The sequence below is a fragment of the Massilia yuzhufengensis genome (assembly GCF_900112225.1).
In the GTDB taxonomy this organism is placed as follows: Bacteria; Pseudomonadota; Gammaproteobacteria; order Burkholderiales; family Burkholderiaceae_D; genus Telluria; species Telluria yuzhufengensis.
On the sequence record NZ_FOLD01000005.1, the window covers coordinates 203,525 to 219,808 of the forward strand.

At 66.6% G+C, this 16,284-nt stretch carries 13 protein-coding genes and 1 tRNA gene; 6 read left to right on the forward strand and 8 right to left on the reverse strand.

Annotated elements, in window-relative coordinates; translation table 11 throughout:
* Nucleotides 1-112: 112 nt before the first annotated feature.
* Both BM031_RS06895 and BM031_RS06900 read left to right on the forward strand, forming a co-directional pair.
* Nucleotides 113-1,282, forward strand: coding sequence for an efflux RND transporter periplasmic adaptor subunit (locus BM031_RS06895; RefSeq protein WP_091872884.1), 1,170 nt, complete (start codon nucleotides 113-115; stop codon nucleotides 1,280-1,282).
* Nucleotides 1,283-1,295: 13 nt separating this feature from the next.
* The gene (locus BM031_RS06900) at nucleotides 1,296-4,418 is read left to right on the forward strand and encodes an efflux RND transporter permease subunit (RefSeq protein WP_091872887.1); all 3,123 of its coding nucleotides are present in this window, start codon (nucleotides 1,296-1,298) and stop codon (nucleotides 4,416-4,418) included.
* 191 nt (nucleotides 4,419-4,609) lie between these two features.
* Here BM031_RS06900 and BM031_RS06905 read toward each other — a convergent pair whose 3' ends face one another.
* Nucleotides 4,610-5,446, reverse strand: a complete 837-nt coding sequence (locus BM031_RS06905) for an ElaB/YgaM/YqjD family protein (RefSeq protein WP_091872889.1) — start codon at nucleotides 5,444-5,446, stop codon at nucleotides 4,610-4,612.
* A gap of 471 nt (nucleotides 5,447-5,917) precedes the next feature.
* On the opposite strand from BM031_RS06905, the gene BM031_RS06910 reads away from it, so the two are divergent.
* The gene (locus tag BM031_RS06910) at nucleotides 5,918-7,081 is read left to right on the forward strand and encodes a DUF2325 domain-containing protein (RefSeq protein ID WP_091872893.1); all 1,164 of its coding nucleotides are present in this window, start codon (nucleotides 5,918-5,920) and stop codon (nucleotides 7,079-7,081) included.
* Nucleotides 7,082-7,130: 49 nt separating this feature from the next.
* Here the strand turns inward: BM031_RS06910 and BM031_RS06915 are convergent.
* From BM031_RS06915 to pepN, 3 genes are all read right to left on the reverse strand, one after another.
* Nucleotides 7,131-7,206, reverse strand: a tRNA-Thr gene (locus BM031_RS06915).
* A gap of 155 nt (nucleotides 7,207-7,361) precedes the next feature.
* The gene (locus BM031_RS06920; RefSeq protein WP_091872896.1) at nucleotides 7,362-8,363 is read right to left on the reverse strand and encodes a class 1 fructose-bisphosphatase; all 1,002 of its coding nucleotides are present in this window, start codon (nucleotides 8,361-8,363) and stop codon (nucleotides 7,362-7,364) included.
* A gap of 145 nt (nucleotides 8,364-8,508) precedes the next feature.
* Nucleotides 8,509-11,154 carry an aminopeptidase N gene (pepN, locus tag BM031_RS06925; RefSeq protein ID WP_091872898.1) on the reverse strand — a complete coding sequence of 882 codons (2,646 nt, stop codon included), beginning with the start codon at nucleotides 11,152-11,154 and terminating at the stop codon, nucleotides 8,509-8,511.
* Nucleotides 11,155-11,339: 185 nt separating this feature from the next.
* Between pepN and BM031_RS06930 the strand changes: the two genes are divergently transcribed.
* Complete coding sequence (locus tag BM031_RS06930; protein WP_091872900.1) at nucleotides 11,340-11,981, forward strand: DUF4136 domain-containing protein; 642 nt, start codon at nucleotides 11,340-11,342, stop codon at nucleotides 11,979-11,981.
* Between the two features lie 58 nt (nucleotides 11,982-12,039).
* Here the strand turns inward: BM031_RS06930 and BM031_RS26195 are convergent, their stop codons facing one another.
* From BM031_RS26195 to BM031_RS06945, 4 genes are read right to left on the reverse strand one after another with little or no spacing between them, the layout of a single operon-like run.
* Entirely contained in the window at nucleotides 12,040-12,162 is a 123-nt protein-coding gene (locus tag BM031_RS26195) for a hypothetical protein (protein WP_267873307.1), read from the reverse strand.
* Nucleotides 12,159-13,133, reverse strand: coding sequence for a quinone oxidoreductase family protein (locus BM031_RS06935; protein ID WP_091873010.1), 975 nt, complete (start codon nucleotides 13,131-13,133; stop codon nucleotides 12,159-12,161). The genes BM031_RS26195 and BM031_RS06935 overlap by 4 nt, the downstream gene beginning before the upstream one ends.
* Before the next feature lie 14 nt (nucleotides 13,134-13,147).
* Complete coding sequence (locus BM031_RS06940; RefSeq protein WP_091872903.1) at nucleotides 13,148-13,552, reverse strand: methylglyoxal synthase; 405 nt, start codon at nucleotides 13,550-13,552, stop codon at nucleotides 13,148-13,150.
* Nucleotides 13,549-14,469 (reverse strand): DMT family transporter, encoded by a 921-nt coding sequence (locus tag BM031_RS06945; RefSeq protein ID WP_091872905.1) that lies wholly within the window; start codon nucleotides 14,467-14,469, stop codon nucleotides 13,549-13,551. The genes BM031_RS06940 and BM031_RS06945 overlap by 4 nt, the downstream gene beginning before the upstream one ends.
* A 212-nt stretch (nucleotides 14,470-14,681) precedes the next feature.
* Here BM031_RS06945 and BM031_RS06950 point away from each other — a divergent pair, with 212 nt between their 5' ends.
* Entirely contained in the window at nucleotides 14,682-15,452 is a 771-nt protein-coding gene (locus tag BM031_RS06950; protein ID WP_091872908.1) for a DUF2182 domain-containing protein, read from the forward strand.
* 90 nt (nucleotides 15,453-15,542) lie between these two features.
* The gene (locus BM031_RS06955) at nucleotides 15,543-16,268 is read left to right on the forward strand and encodes a YebC/PmpR family DNA-binding transcriptional regulator (RefSeq protein WP_091872911.1); all 726 of its coding nucleotides are present in this window, start codon (nucleotides 15,543-15,545) and stop codon (nucleotides 16,266-16,268) included.
* The last annotated feature ends 16 nt before the right edge of the window (nucleotides 16,269-16,284 follow it).

Consider the following 16,284-nt stretch of genomic DNA (forward strand, 5'->3'; position numbering starts at 1 on the left):
TGGTAAATGTTTGTAAGCTTCCTCTAATCGCCCGGCGAACACGACGATTGCGCGCGCGGAGCATTGCAACTTTGCTACACTTGGCAGCTTAACCTGCAGCTTATCGAAGACTATGCCTACCCTCCGCCGCCTTCCCCGTTCCGTCCCTGTTCCACTGATCGCCGCCGCCGGCGCGACCCTGTGCTTCGCCCTGGCGCTGGCCGTGCCGAACCGCGCCACCGCCAAGGACGAGAAGGCCGCGCCGACGCCCGCCCTGACCGTCACCACCGGCCTGCCGACAGCGACCACCCTCCCCGTCGGCCTCACCGCCAACGGCAGCGTCGCGGCCTGGCAGGAAGCCATCATCGGCAGCGAGTCCAACGGCCTGCGCCTGTCCGAAGTGCGGGTAAACGTGGGCGACGTGGTCAAGAAGGGCGAAGTGCTTGCCGTGTTCGCGGGCGAGACCGTGCGCGCCGACGTCGACCAGGCCAGGGCCGCGCTGCAGGAAGCGCAGGCCAACGCCGCCGAAGCGAAGTCGAACGGCGACCGTGCGCGCAGCCTGCGCACCTCGGGCGCGCTGAGCGAGCAGCAGATCACCCAATACCTGACCGGCGAACGCACCGCGGCGGCGCGCGTCAGCGCGGCCAAGGCGACCCTGGCCCAGCAGGAGCTGCGCCTGCGCAACGCCACCGTCACCGCGCCCGACAGCGGCGTCATTTCGGCGCGCAACGCGACCGTCGGCGCGGTGGTGGGCGCCGGCACGGAACTGTTCCGCATGATCCGCCAGGGCCGGCTGGAGTGGCGCGCCGAGATCACCTCGAACGACCTGGGACGCATCCGTCCGGGCATGCGCGCCGCGGTGCGCGCCGCCAGCGGCAGCGAGATCACCGGCAAGGTACGTTCGGTCGCACCGACCGTCGACCCGCAAACCCGCCTGGCGCTGGTGTATGTCGACCTGCCGCCGGCGCTGTCGGCCAACGCGCCGCTCAAGGCCGGCATGTTCGCCAGCGGCCGCTTCGAGCTCGGCACCTCCAAGGCCCTCACCGTGCCGCAGCAGGCGGTCGTGGTGCGCGACGGCTTCAATTATGTGCTGCGCCTGAACCGCGACAACCGCGTCAGCCAGCTCAAAGTCAGCACCGGCCGCCGCATCGGCGACCGCGTCGAGATCGTCGGCGGCCTGGCGGCCGACACGCCGATCGTGATCAGCGGCGCCGGCTTCCTGAATGACGGGGACCTGGTACGCAACGTGCCGGCCCCGGCGGCGGCCAAGCCGGCCGCGGCGCGCACCACCGCTGCACGCTGAGCGGAGCCCCATCATGAATTTTTCCGCTTTATCGATCCGTAACCCGATCCCGGCGATCATGCTGTTCGTCCTGCTCACGCTGGCGGGGCTGCTGGCCTTCAAGGCCAACAAGATCCAGGATTTCCCGGACATCGAACTGCCGATCGTCACCGTCGCCGCCACGCTGGAAGGCGCCGCGCCGGCCCAGCTGGAAACCGAAGTCGCGCGCAAGATCGAAGATTCGGTCGCCACCTTGCAGGGTGTGAAGAACATCTATACCAAGGTGCTCGACGGCGTGGCCACCGTCACCGTCGAATTCGTGCTGGAGAAGGACCTGGCCGAAGCCGTGAACGACGTGCGCGACGCGGTGGCGCGGGTGCGCTCCGACCTGCCGCCAGAGATGCGCGAGCCGAGCGTGACCAAGGCCGCCACCGCCGGCCGCGTGGTCGCCACCTTCACCGCCACGCCCGCAGCGGGCGCCGGCAGCGCCATGGATGCCCAGGCCCTGAGCTGGTTCGTGGACAACGACGTCGCCAAGCGCCTGCTGAGCGTCCCGGGCCTCGGTTCGGTGAAACGCGTCGGCGGCGTCACGCGCGAAGTGCGGGTGGAACTCGACGACGCCCGCATGGCGGCGCTGCAGGTCTCGGCGCTGGACGTGTCGCGCCAGCTGCGCAACGTGCAGCGCGAAGCGCCGGGCGGACGCGGCGACGTGAGTGGCGCCGAGCAGTCGGTGCGCACCATCGCCACCGTGCAGTCGGCCCAGGAACTGGCGCAGATGGACATCCCGCTGTCGAACGGGCGCCATGTGAAGCTCGAACAGATCGCCACCGTCACCGACACCGTGGCCGAGCCACGCTCGATTGCCGAGCAGGATGGCCGCGCGGTAGTGGGCTTCGAAATCTTCCGCACCCGCGGCGCGGGCGAAGTGGACGTGGCCACCGGCGCACGCGAAGCGGTGGCCCAGCTGCAGAAGGAACATCCGAACGTGGTGCTGCGCGAAACCATCGACAACTCGGCGCCGGTCCAGGAAAACTTCGACGCCTCGATGGAGATGCTGTACGAAGGCGCGGTGCTGGCGGTGCTGGTGGTGTGGTGGTTCCTGCGCGACTGGCGCGCCACCCTGGTCGCCGCGGCCGCGCTGCCGCTGTCGGTGATCCCGGCCTTCCTCGGCCAATACCTGTTCGGCTATACGCTCAACATGGTGACCCTGCTGTCGCTGGCCCTGGTCATCGGGGTGCTGGTGGACGATGCGATCGTCGAGATCGAAAACATCTCGCGCCACCTGCGCATGGGGAAAAGCCCGATGCAGGCCGCGCTCGAGGCGGCCGATGAAATCGGCATGGCGGTGATCGCCACTACCTTCTCGCTGGTGGCGGTGTTCCTGCCGACCGCCTTCATGGGCGGCATCCCGGGTAAGTTCTTCAAGCAGTTCGGCTGGACGGCGGTGATCGCGATCCTGGCCTCGCTGGTGGTCGCGCGCCTGCTCACGCCGATGATGGCGGCCTACATCCTCAAGCCGCCCAAGCACCTGGGCGAAGAAAAGGACGGACCGCTGATGGCCCGCTACATGCGCGTCATGCAGTGGTGCCTGCGCCACCGCCTGGTGACGGCGATCGCCTCGGCCCTGTTCTTCGCCGGCTCGATCGCGCTGGTGCCGCTGCTGCCGACCGGCTTCGTGCCGCCGAACGACCGCTCGCAGACCCTGGTGACGCTCGAGCTGCCGCCGGGTTCCACGCTGGCCGAAACCCATGCCGTGGCCGAGCAGGCCAGGCTGGCCGTGATGGGCGTCGCCGGCGTCAAGGGCGTGTTCAGTTCGATCGGCGGCGGCTCCAGCGGCGACGCCTTCGCGCCGGGCGCCGCGGCCGAAGCGCGCCGCGCCGTGCTCACCGTGACCACGGCCGAGCGCGACGACCGCGACTTCGGCCTGGCCAGCATCGAAAAGGCCTTGCGCGAAAAAGTGGCGCAGATCCCGGGCGCACGCTTCAACGTGGGCGCCAACGATACCGGCACCAAGATGCAGCTGGTGCTGCGCAGCGAAGACCCGTTGATGCTCACCGCTACCGCGCGCCAGGCCGAACGCGAGCTGCGCACGCTCAAGGGCATCGGCAACGTCAGTTCCAGCGCCTCGCTGGTGCGCCCGGAGATCATCGTGCGGCCGGACTTTGCGCGCGCCGCCGACCTGGGCGTAACCGCGGCCGCCATCGGCGAGACGGTGCGCGTGGCCACCGCCGGCGACTACGACATCTCGCTGGCCAAGATGAACCTGGCCGAGCGCCAGGTGCCGATCCGCGTCAAGCTGCCCGACGCCGTGCGCGCCGACCTCGATGCGCTGGGACGCCTGACGGTGCCGGGCGCGCGTGGTCCGGTGCTGCTGGCGAACGTCGCGACCATCACGATGGAAAGCGGCCCGGCCCAGATCGACCGCCTCAACCGCACCCGCAACGTCACGCTCGACGTCGAGCTGCAGGGCCGCTCGCTGGGCGAAGTCAACACCGAAGCGCGCGCCCTGCCCGTGTTCCAGAAGCTGCCGCCGTCGGTGCAGATCGCGGAACTGGGTGACGCCCAGGAGATGCAGGCGCTATTCGCCAGCTTCGGCGTGGCGATGCTGATCGGCGTGCTGTGCATCTACGGCGTGCTGGTGCTGCTGTTTAACGACTTCATGCAGCCGGTGACGATCCTGGCGGCGCTGCCGCTGTCGATCGGCGGCGCCTTTGTCGCCCTGCTGGTGACCCAGAGCGCGCTGTCGATGCCGACCATGATCGGCCTGATCATGCTGATGGGGATCGTTACCAAGAACTCGATCCTGCTGGTGGATTACGCCATCCTGGCGCGCCAGGCCGGCATGAACCGCTTCGATGCGCTGGTCGACGCCTGCCACAAGCGCTCGCGCCCCATCGTGATGACCACCATCGCCATGGGCGCCGGCATGATGCCGCTGGCGCTGGGCCTGTCGGGCGACCCGAGCTTCCGCTCGCCGATGGCGATTGCCGTGATCGGCGGCCTGATCACCTCGACGCTGCTCAGCCTGCTGGTGGTGCCGGCGGTGTTCACGTATGTGGACGACTTCGAGCACCTGATGAAGCGGGGAATGGGGAAGCTGCGGCGCAAGCCGGTAGCCGCGCCGGTGAAGGTCGTTGTGTCCGACCCGGTGAAGTAAAGGTAGGGTGGGCGGATTTCCCGCCCACGCGTTCAACCGCAATCGGATTCTTCGTCGCCGCGGCTCATGGGGAGTTGAACGCGCGGGCGGCGAAGCCGCCCACCCCACGGTTGACGCGAATCGATCCCGACGCAAACAAAAAACCCGGCCAGGCTTTCGCCTGCCGGGTTTTTTACTGACGGCTACGCCGATCAGTCGCGGTAGTAGCGATACTCTTTGCGCTCGGTGCTGCTGCCACCCAGCAGCTTGGCCAGCAGGAAGCCGACGCCGGCTGCGACCAGCAGGGCGGTGCCTGGATTGGTCTTGACGTACTCGGTGCTCTTGACCGAGTAGTTCTGGTAGGTTTCGTTGAGCTGGCCCTTGCGCTGGCCCAGGCTTTCGCCCGCGCCGCTCAGCAGACCGGAAATGCGGTCGACGCCTGCGTGTGCGGTACCGACCAGGCGGTCGACCAGCGGCTGCGCACCCTGTGCGACCTGGTCGATTTTCTGGTGCAGCTTGTCAGGCGTGACATTGGCCATGGCGCCCTTGATGCCGCCAGCCGACGACTGGTCGGTGCTGGACGATGCATCGGACGACTGCACGCTGCCGGACGAGCCCAGTGCGCTGTTGCCGCTGCTGCTGCTGCTCAGGCTGCTGCTGCCGCTCAGGCTGCTGCCACTCAGGCTGCCGCTGGAGCCGGTTGCGCTCGATGCTGGCGAACCGCTCTGCTTGTTGTCGCTCGAAGGGTAGCTGGAGCTGGAGCTCGAGCTGCTGCCCAGGTTGCCCGAACCCTGCGAACCGCTTTGCAGGCTGCCCGCATTGCTGGTGCCGCCGACCGAGCCGGTGCTGCTGCCGGTAGCCGGCTTGGCGCTGCTTGGCGAGGCGTTGGCGCTGCCGAGGCTGCTGCCCGACGAGCTGCTCTGGCTGCTGCCCGATGCACCGCTGCTGCTTTGGCTCTGGCCAGGATTCTGGCTTTTACCGATGCTCGAACCTGCACCATCGCGGCTTGCGTCGCTGCCTTTTCCCTCGGTAGATTTCTGATTATCCATGGTATATCCCTCGTAAAAATGTAGACCAACGCGAAGTAGACCGATACCTGACTATCACCACATTCTTCCTTGATTCCGCGTGAAACAGAACGAAGGGACGAGAGTGGCCTGCGCTACATCAAGGTGGAACCCTGCTCATTGCCATCGGCCACGTTCTTGTCACTGTGACCTGTAGCTAACGCAAAAGTTCTACCGATAGCACAGACGCCCTACCCGTCGCTGCGGGAGCGGTTGCCTGTGGCGGTCCGAATTGCCGCAGTATCGGTTCCTGCGGCTCGATACAAAAAATACAACGTCCATGGGGGCGAGACCGTGCGTTGCCTAACAGAGCTGAGCCATCCGCCCAAAACAGGGCAAATGAAACGCTTGCAACAGCTATCGGCTACGTTACAATGCAAATGATAATCATTATCATTTGATGAAGCCCTTCCTGGGCTTCGCCGATGCCAAATGCGCTGAAAGGAGAAACGCATGTGCGACAAGCACGCCTTCGCTACCGAACCCGACACCACCTTGCAGGGCTCACGCCGGCGCCGCGTGTGGGAGCTGGCCCCGAACAGCCGTTGCCCGCTGGTCGGCGTCGCCCTGCCCCTGCCCGCCTTGCGCAAGCTGGTCGAACGGGTCGCGGGCGGCAAACTGCTGCATGACGACTACGATATCCACGTTGGCGCCGTCAGCGAGTGCGCACTGCGCAACCCGCTGTCCGAAGCGATCCAGAAAGAACTCGAGCGGCGCTACACCGGCGACGTGGCCCGCTTCCGCGCGGCCAAGACGACGCAGGATGTGGGCGCACTATGGGCGCAGGCGGTCGCGGCAGGCAACGTGCCGGGGGCGTTCTGGGCCGGGCTGAGTCATCCACGCTGCACCACGGAGCTCGAACAGGCCATGTGCCGCGACATCCACATGGTGCAGCACCAGGCTGGCGCCTGCGTGCGGGCCGATATGGACAAGTACCGCGCGGTGGTCGCCGACAACGCCCGCCTGGCGCGTGACCTGGCCCGCCAGCAGGGACGCTGCCAGCTGCTGTTGCAGGAGAAAACACGCCAGGCCGACCGCTTCGAACAGCAGCTGATGGCGGCGCGCGCGCTGGCAGTGGCCAAGGACACCGACATCCACCTGCTGCGCAGCGAGCTGGCGGCGCTGCAGGCCGAGGTGCCGGAGCTCGACACGCGCAAGCGCCTGGCCAACCGGCTGGCGCAGGTGGAGGAACGGGAAGCGGCGCTGCGCGCGCAGGTGGCCGCGCTGAAGGCGGCGCGCACTGTGGCGGCGCCTGAGGCGGCTGCACCGGTGGCGGCCGTGGCGGCGCCCGCGGTGGTGGAAGTGCCGGTGCGCCTGGTCAACCGCAGCGTGCTGTGCGTGGGCGGGCGCAGCGGCAGCGTCCCGGTGTACCGCAATGTCATCGAACGGATCGGCGCCCAGTTCGCGCACCACGACGGCGGCCTGGAAGACAGCGCCGGCCAGCTCGACGCCAGCCTGGCGGCGGCGGACTTGGTGATCTGCCAGACCGGCTGCATCAGCCATCACGCCTATTGGCGCGTGAAGGACCATTGCAAGCGCACGGGAAAGCAGTGCGTGTTCATCGATAATCCGAGCGTGTCGAGCCTGGTGCGGGGTTTGCAAGAAATGGCAGAGTGAGGCCCAACGCAAAAAGGGCAGCCCCTATGGGACTGCCCTCTCTACTTTCTGGTGCCGCTTGCCGGAATCGAACTGGCGACCTTTTCATTACGAATGAACTGCTCTACCAACTGAGCTAAAGCGGCGAAACCTGGTGACGACCACTCACCGGCGATGAAAACGCTGCCCAAAGTCCTGGGCCTCACCGGCGAAGCACCATATTCTAGCAAACAACGCGGCAACTTTGCTAGTGGGTATCGTGCAACGCGGTATCTATTTGCGTTTTAGTCGTGGCGAACGGTCACTGCACGTGGTAGCCCGTCACCAGCTCCACCTCGGATTTCGACCCCAGGAACACCGGCACGCGCTGGTGCAGCTTGGTCGGTGGGATGTCCAGGATGCGGCCACGGCCATCGGTGGCGGCGCCGCCGGCCTGCTCGACGATCATCGCCATCGGGTTGGCTTCGTACATCAGGCGCAGCTTGCCGGGCGAGGAAGGATCACGCATATCGGCCGGGTACATGAAGATGCCGCCGCGGGTCAGGATGCGGTGCACATCGGCCACCATCGAGGCGATCCAGCGCATGTTGAAGTCCTTGCCGCGCGGGCCGGTGGAACCCGCGAGCATCTCGTCGACGTAGCGCTGCACCGGCGGGTGCCAGTGGCGCTTGTTGGACATGTTGATCGCGAATTCCTTCGTCGTTTCCGGGATCTGCATGTCGCTTTGGGTAAGCACCCAGGAACCCATCTCGCGGTCCAGCGTGAAGCAGTGCACGCCATTGCCGGTGGTGAGCACCAGCATGGTCTGCGGGCCGTACACGGCGTAGCCGGCGGCGACTTGCTGGGTGCCCGGCTGCAGGAAATCCTGCTCGGTTGGGTCGTTCATGCCTTCCGGCGCCTTGAGCACCGAGAAGATGGTGCCGATCGAGACGTTGACGTCGATGTTGGACGAGCCGTCGAGCGGATCGAACAGCAGCAGGAATTCGCCCTTCGGGTAGCGGCTCGGGATCTGGCGGATGGTTTCCATTTCTTCCGACGCCATCGCGGCCAGGTGGCCGCCCCACTCGTTCGCTTCCAGCAGGATCTCGTTGGAGATCACGTCGAGCTTCTTCTGCACTTCGCCCTGGATGTTCTCGGTCTCGGCACTGCCCAGCACTTCGCCAAGCGCGCCCTTGCTGACCGAGTAGCTGATGCGCTTGCAGGCGCGGGCGACCACCTCGATCAGGAGGCGCAGCTCGGCGTTGATGGTCTGGTGGAGGCGCTGTTCCTCGACCAGGTACTGCGTAAGGCTGACGCGTTTCATGAACTTCCTTTGGTTTGGGTGAGATTGTTTTTATGTAGGGTGGTCGGCTTGCCGACCGCGCGTTCAAACAATGCGTGATCAACGGTACCGCGGCTGATCATGGCCGGGTCGAACGCGCGGTCGGCATAGCCGACCACCCTACGTTTTAATTTGCAAGCGCTTTGGTGACCACTTCGCGCACGTCGTTCGACAAGCGCTGTTGTCCCGCCACCTGCTGCAGCGCCGTTTTCATGTGCACCTGCAGGGCCGGGGTGTAGCGGCGCCAGCGGTCCATCGCGCGGGCCAGGCGGGCGGCGACCTGCGGGTTGAGGCCGTCGAGCAGGATCACGTGCTCGGCCCAGAACAGGTAGCCGCTGCCGTTGGGCGCGTGGAACTGCACCGCATTGTTCATGCAGTAGTTGGCCACCAGGCTGCGCGCGCGGTTCGGGTTGCGCAGGTTGAAGGCCGGGTGGCGCATCAGTTCGCGCACCCTGGCGATGTCGGTGGTCGGGGCCGAGGCCTGCATCGCGAACCACTTGTCCACCACCAGCGCCTCGCCCTGGAATTCGTCGTAGAAGCGCGCCAGTTCGCTTTCTGCCTGCGGGGCGCGCGCGTGGATCAGGGCGCCCAGGGCCGCGGCGCGGTCGGTCATGTTGCCGGCATCGGCGCACTGGCGCGCGGCCAGGGCGATGGTGTCGGCGTCCGGCGCGGCGTTCAGGTAGGCCAGCGCCAGGTTCTTCAGGCCGCGCTTGCCGGCGGACGCCGCGTCCGGGCTGTACGGGCCCGGCGTCTGGTTGGCGTCGTACTGCGCCAGCAGTTCGCTGCGCAGGCTGGCCCCGATATTGGCGCGCATGAACTGGCGCGCCAGGTGTACCGCCATCGGGTCGACTTCGCCCAGCTGCTCCGCGATCATGGTTTCCGATGGCAGCATCAGCGCCTGCTCGCGGAAGGCCGGGTCGAGCGACTCGTCCACCAGCATCTTGCGCATCGCTTCGATGAAGGTGTCGTCCAGGTTCAGCTTGCCGTCGGCGGCGACTTCGCCGGTGAGCTTGAGCAGGCGACCCATGGCCAGGCGCTGGCCGGCCTCCCAGCGGTTGACCGGGTCGCTGTCGTGGTTGAACAGGTGCAGCAGGTCGGCGTCGGTGTAGCCGCCCTGCAGGATCACCGGCGCGGAAAAATCGCGCAGCACCGAGGGCACCGGGGTCTCGGTCACGCCGCTGAAGACGAAGGTCTGCTCGGCTTCCAGCAGCTCGAGCACGGCGGTGGTGCCCATGTCCTTGCCGTCCACGGTGAGCGGCATGTCGCGCCCCTCGCGGTCGAGCAGGCCGACCGCGACCGGGATGTGGAAGGGCAGCTTGCTGTCCTGGCCCGGTGTCGGCGCGCAGCCCTGGAACAGCGTCAGCGCATAGGTTTGCGCCGCTTTGTCATAGCGGGTCTCGAAGCGCAGGGTGGGCGTGCCGGCCTGGCTGTACCAGCGCTCGAACTGGCTGAAGTCGCGCCCGCCGGCATCGGCCATCGCCTGGCGGAAGTCGTCGCAGGTGACAGCCTGCTCGTCATGGCGCTCGAAGTACAGGTCCATGCCCTTGCGGAAGCCGTCGCGGCCCAGCAGGGTCTGGTACATGCGCACCACTTCCGCGCCTTTCTCGTACACCGTGACCGTATAAAAATTATTGATCTCGACGAACGAGTCAGGGCGCACCGGGTGCGCCATCGGACCGGCGTCCTCGGGGAACTGGGCCTGGCGCAGGGTGCGCACCTGGTCGATGCGGGTGACGGCGCGGCCGGTATCGGTGCCGATCATGTCGGCGGTGAATTCCTGGTCGCGGAACACCGTCAGGCCTTCCTTGAGCGACAACTGGAACCAGTCGCGGCAGGTCACGCGGTTGCCGGTCCAGTTGTGGAAGTATTCGTGCGCCACCACCGCTTCGATGCCCTGGAAGTCGATGTCGGTCGCCACCCGCGGGTTGGCCAGCACGAACTTGGTGTTGAAGATGTTCAGGCCCTTGTTTTCCATCGCGCCCATGTTGAAGTCGCTGGTGGCGACGATCATGAAGCGGTCGAGGTCCAGTTCCAGCCCGTAGCGCTCTTCGTCCCAGCGGATGCTGTGCTTGAGCGACTGCATGGCGTAGTCGGTCTTGTCGAGGTTGCCCTCTTCCACCCACACCTGCAGCAGGGCGTCGCGGCCGTCCGCCAGGCGGAAGGTTTCTTCCTGGCACACCAGCTGGGCGGCCACCAGCGCGAACAGGTAGGACGGCTTCTTGAACGGGTCTTCCCACTTGGCGTAGTGGCGGCCGTCGCCGATGTCACCCTCTTCCAGCAGGTTACCGTTGGACAGCAGCACCGGGTAGCGTGCCTTGTCGGCGCGCAGCATCACGGTGTACTTGGCCATCACGTCCGGGCGGTCGGGGAAATAGGTGATGCGGCGGAAGCCCTCGGCCTCGCACTGGGTGAAGAAATTGCCGTTCGAGGTGTACAGGCCGCTCAGCGTGGTGTTTTGCTCCGGCACGCAGACGGTTTCGATCTCGAGGGTCGCTTCTTCCGGAGCGTTCGGGATGGTCAGCAGGTTGCCATTGACTGCGTAATCGCGCGGCTCCAGCAGCCGCCCGTTCAGGCGCAGCGCCACCAGGTCGATGTCTTCCCCATGGAGTTCGATCTCGCGCTGGGCGCTGTCGGGATTGCGGCGCATGGTCAGCCGGCTGGCGACGACGGTGCGGGCGGGATCGAGGTCGAAGCCGAGTTCCACGGTGTCTACCAGGTAGCTCGGCGGGGTGTAGTCACTCCGGTAAATCGTCTGGGGCGTATCGGTGCGCATAGAAGGAATCCGCGAGGACAGTAGGTGAGGTGCTTATTTTACCAACAAGATTTTGCAGCGACCGCCACGTTGGCCGTTTGTATCAGAATGTGTATGGTTTAACTGCGTGTAAATTTATCTGTGAGAATGCTGAACAAGCAGTAATCTAAGGCTCGGAAAAGTCCGTACTCACGAGGGAGAATGCAATGAAACGCCTGATGATCGCCGCCGGAGCGGCGTTCGCAATGCTGCTGACGGGGTGCGCCACCACGATCCGCAGCGATGTCACCACCTTCCACCAGTGGCCCGCGCAGATCGAGGACAAGAGCTACGTGTTCGAGACGCCTCCGCAGCAGGACGATACGCTGGAATGGCGCGCCTACCAGGACATGGTGCGCGGCCAGCTGGCGCGCCTGGGCTTCCGCGATGCGGCCGGCGGGAAGCCGGCCCTGAGCGTGTCGATGCGTTTCACCACCACCGATATTCCGGTGCGGGTGATCGAGCCCACCATGTCGCCGTTCATGTCGCCCGTGTTCTACTCGCCGCGCCTGGCCTACCGCGGCATGCATCGCCGCTACTGGGGTGGGTGGTACAGCCCCTTCCATGATCCGTTCTGGAGCCCGGCCTACCAGGTCAGCATCGAGCACCGCTATCGCCGCGAACTGCAGGTGGGGATCAAGTCGGCCGGCGACGGCAAGCGCCTGTTCGACGTCACCGTGCACAACACCAGCCGCCGGATGTCGACCCCGGCCGTGATGCCGGCGCTGGTGCAGAGCGCCTTCGAAGGCTTCCCGGGGCCGTCCGGCGTGGCGCGCAGGGTGGAATTGCAGCAGCAGCCGAATAGCTGAAGGGCTGGTTTACCCGCCGAGAAATGTAACGGGGCCTCACGGCCCCGTTGTCGTCAGGTCAGGTGAAGTAGGCTTCCGACCCGATCGTGATCGCCACCACCAGCAGCACCGCCAGCACCAGCACGACCAGCAGGCGCCCGAACTTCGGTACGCCGTCGTCTTCTTTTTTCGACCCGCTCATGGCAGCAGCACCGTCGAACCGGTGGTGCGGCGCCCTTCCAGCGCGCGGTGCGCCTCGGCCGCGTCAGCCAGCGCGAAGCGCTGCTTGACCTCGACCTTCACCTTGCCGCTCTCCACCATGCCGAACAGCTCGGCCGCCATCGCCTCGAGGGCCGGACGCGTCGATGCATACGCGAACAGCGTCGGCCGGGTGATGTAGAGCGAGCCGCGCGAAGCCAGTTCGGTGAGCGCGAACGGCGGCACCGCGCCGGACGCATTGCCGAAGCTGACCATCAGCCCGCGCGGCTGCAGGCAGTCGAGCGAACGGGCAAAGGTATCCTTGCCGACCGAGTCGTACACCACCGGCACCTTGGCACCGCCCGTGATCTCCAGCACGCGCTGCACCACGTCTTCGGTGTTGTAGTTGATGACGTGGGCCGCGCCATGCGCGCGCGCCAGCGCCGCCTTCTCTTCCGAGCCGACGGTGCCGATCAGGTTCACGCCCAGCGCCCTGGCCCACTGGCAGGCGATCAGCCCGACGCCGCCGGCGGCCGCGTGGAACAGGATCGTCTGCCCCGGCTGCAGCTTGTAGGTGCTTGTGAACAGGTACTGCACCGTCAGGCCCTGCAGCATCATGGCCGCGCCGGTCTCGAACGAGATCGCGTCCGGCAGGCGCACCAGCATATTGGCCGGCATCACGCGCACCTCGCTGTAGGCGCCGGCCGGGCCGCCGGCATAGGCGACACGGTCGCCCGGCGCCACGTGGGTCACGTCCTCGCCCACGGCTTCGACCACGCCCGCGCCTTCCTGGCCCAGGCCGGACGGCAGGCTCAAGGGATACAGGCCGCTGCGAAAATAGGTGTCGATGTAGTTCAGGCCGATGGCGTGGTGGCGCACGCGCGCCTCGCCCGCCCCCGGTTCTCCCACCTCGACGTCGGTGTATTCGAGTACTTCGGGCCCGCCGGTAGTCGACAGGCGGATGGCTTTTGCCAGCATGGTGGTTCCTTTCAGGCCTTGTCGCTTGCGGCGCTCAGGCGCGACAGCACCAGGCGCGCGGTCGAGACATTGGTCGCGCAGGCGATGTTGTGCACGTCGCAGGCCCGCACCAGCGCATTGATGTCGGGTTCGTGCGGTTGCGGGGTCATGGGGTCGCGCAGGAAGATCACGCAGTCGATCTGGCCTTCGACCAGCAGCGCGCCGATCTGCAGGTCGCCGCCGACCGGCCCCGAGTGCTTGCGTTCGACGCTCAGGCCCAGTTCGTTAGCCAGGCGCCCGCCGGTGGTGCCAGTGGCCGACAGCGTGCAACCCTTGAGGAAATCAAGGTATTCGCCGGCCAGGCGGATCATGTCGTCCTTCTTCTTGTCGTGCGCGATGAGCGCAATCCGTGGTGTGGTTTTTGTCGTTGGCGTCATTTTTTTAACGAGAGCAGGTAGATCCCAACAAGCACCAGGCCGGTGCCGGCCAGCTGCACGCCGGTCACCGGTTCGCCAAGGATCAGCGCGCCGAGGAAGAGCGTGGAAACCGGACCGATCATCCCGGCCTGCGAGGCGGTCGCGGCGCCGATGCGCTGGACCGCGGCCATGGTCATGAACACTGGGAAGACTGTACAGAATACCGCATTCACCAGCGACAGCCAGTAAACCTCCGCCGGCTGCACCAGCATGCCGGCGGGGCGCAGCAGGAAGAACTGGCCGATGCAGGCCGCGCTCGAGACGCACATCGCATACGCCACCAGGCGCAGCGAGCCGATGCGGCGCACCATCTCGCCGGTGCCGAGCAAGTACAGCGCGTAGGCAACGGCCGAACCGAGCACCAGCAGCGACCCCAGGATCGTGCTGCCGGAGCCGCCCGCCAGGTCGTGCACGAACACCAGGATGATGCCGCAATAGGCCAGCGCCAGCGCCGCCCATTCCATGGCGCCAATGCGGCGCTTGAACACCAGCACGTTGGCGAGCAGGACAAAGGTCGGCGTGAGGAACAGGATCAGCCGCTCCAGCCCCACCGTGATGTGCTGTAGCCCGAGGAAGTCGAGATAGCTCGACAGGTAGTAGCCAACCAGGCCCAGCCCGACGATGCGCCAGCGGTCGCGCGTCGACAGCGGCGGCTGGGTCCGCATCTTCCAGACGGCGACGGCCGCAAACACCGGAAACGAGAACAGCATCCTGAACGCGATCAAGCTTACTGCGTCGATGTGGTAGCGATACAGCAGTTTGGCGACGACGGCCTTCGTTGAAAACAAGACGGCGCCGGCGATGGCGATCGACAGGCCGGCAAGCAGGGCCGCGCGTGGTAAAGGAGCAGCAGGATTGGCGGTGGCGTCGTCGTTCATCCGACGATTGTACGTTTGATCACGCGCGCTTGCTGCAGGCGGGCTCGGGAGGGCTGCCGAACGCCCCCGCCGGCGCGCGGTCGAACAACGCACGCCAAACCGCGCTGCTCAACCATACACAGGAGAGATCCAATGTCGAACTCGTCAAACAATGCGCGCATGCGGACCCGAGCGGGCGCAAAGCCCGTGCGGGCAGCGGCCGGGAGGGCGGCATGAGCCTGTCCGGTATCGATGAACGTCCCGGCCGGCCGGTGGCGCTGGGACTGGCATGGCTGGCGCTGCTCGCGTGCGCCTGCCTGGCATGGTTCGTCTTCCAGGGTGCGGCGCCGGCGCAGTCCGCGCAGGCCAGCGTGTTGCCCCCGCCGCCTGCGCCGCTGCGGGCCGGCCAGGTGATCCTGCTGTTCGCGATGTGGACTGGCCTGTCGGTGGCGCTGATGCTGCCGGCCGCCGTGGGCGCGGTCTTCGTCTACATCCGCATCGCGCGGCGTTCGGCCGGCGTGCAGTGGCCGCGCCTGGCCACCGCCCTGTTCGCGCTCGGCTGCCTGCTGGCCTGGACCGGCTTCGCCGCCCTGGTCACCTTGCTGCACTGGGCGCTGCACGACGCCGGCCTGCTCGACGCGACGCTGGCCGCGCGCAGCTCGGGCGCCGGGCTGGCGCTGGTGGCGGCCGGCGCCTGGCAGTGGACGCCGGCCAAGCACGCCTGCCTGCAGCACTGCCGCGCGCCGCTGCCCGGGGTGCTGGCCGACTGGCGCGGCGGCATGGCCGGCGCGCTGTGGCAGGGCGCCGAACACGGCCGCGCCTGCCTGGGCTGCTGCTGGCTGCTGGTCGCGCTGCTGCTGGCCGGCGGGCCGGGCAACCCGGTGGTGGTGGGTGCGGTGGCGCTGCTGGCGCTGGCCGAACTGCGGCTGGAGGAAGGTCCGCTGGCAGCCGGCGTGGCGGGGATCGCGATGGTGGCCTGGGGCACCCTGCTGTTGTTTCCGTGACATTGCTTTGACTTGGGGCGGCGATTTTGCAGGAGGGGCCTATGTTAAAATGTCGGCCACTCTTGCACATTGCCTAAGGAATTCTCGAACATGGCTGGACACAGCAAATGGGCCAACATCAAGCACAAGAAGGCCGCCACCGACGCCAAGCGCGGCAAGATCTGGACGCGCCTCATTAAAGAAATCACCGTGGCCGCACGCATGGGTGGCAGCGACATCGCTTCCAACCCGCGCCTGCGCCTGGCGGTCGAGAAGGCGGCCGACGCCAACATGCCGAAAGATAACGTCACCCGTGCGATCCAGCGCGGCGCCGGCGAACTCGAAGGCGTCAACTACGAAGAAATCCGATACGAAGGCTACGGCCTGGCCGGCGCGGCGATCATCGTCGAGTGCCTCACCGACAACCGTGTCCGCACCGTGGCCGAAGTGCGCCACGCCTTCAGCAAGCATGGCGGCAACATGGGCACCGAGGGTTCGGTGGCCTTCATGTTCAAGCACGTCGGCCAGTTCCAGTTCGCGCCCGGCGTGGACGAAGACAAGCTGGTGGAAGCGGCGCTCGAGGCTGGCGCCGACGACGTGGTGCAGGACGAGGAAGGCGGCTTCGAAGTGCTGTGCGACCCGTTCTCCTACGCCGGCGTGAAGGAAGCGCTGGAGAAGGCGGGCTTCAAGGCCGAAGTGTCCGACGTGCTGATGAAGCCGGACAACGAGATCGTGCTCACCGGCGACGACGCCATCAAGATGCAGAAGATCCTCGATGCACTGGAAAACCTGGACGACGTCCAGGACGTCTACACCAACGCCATCATCGAAGAATAAGCCCGAAACATAGCTG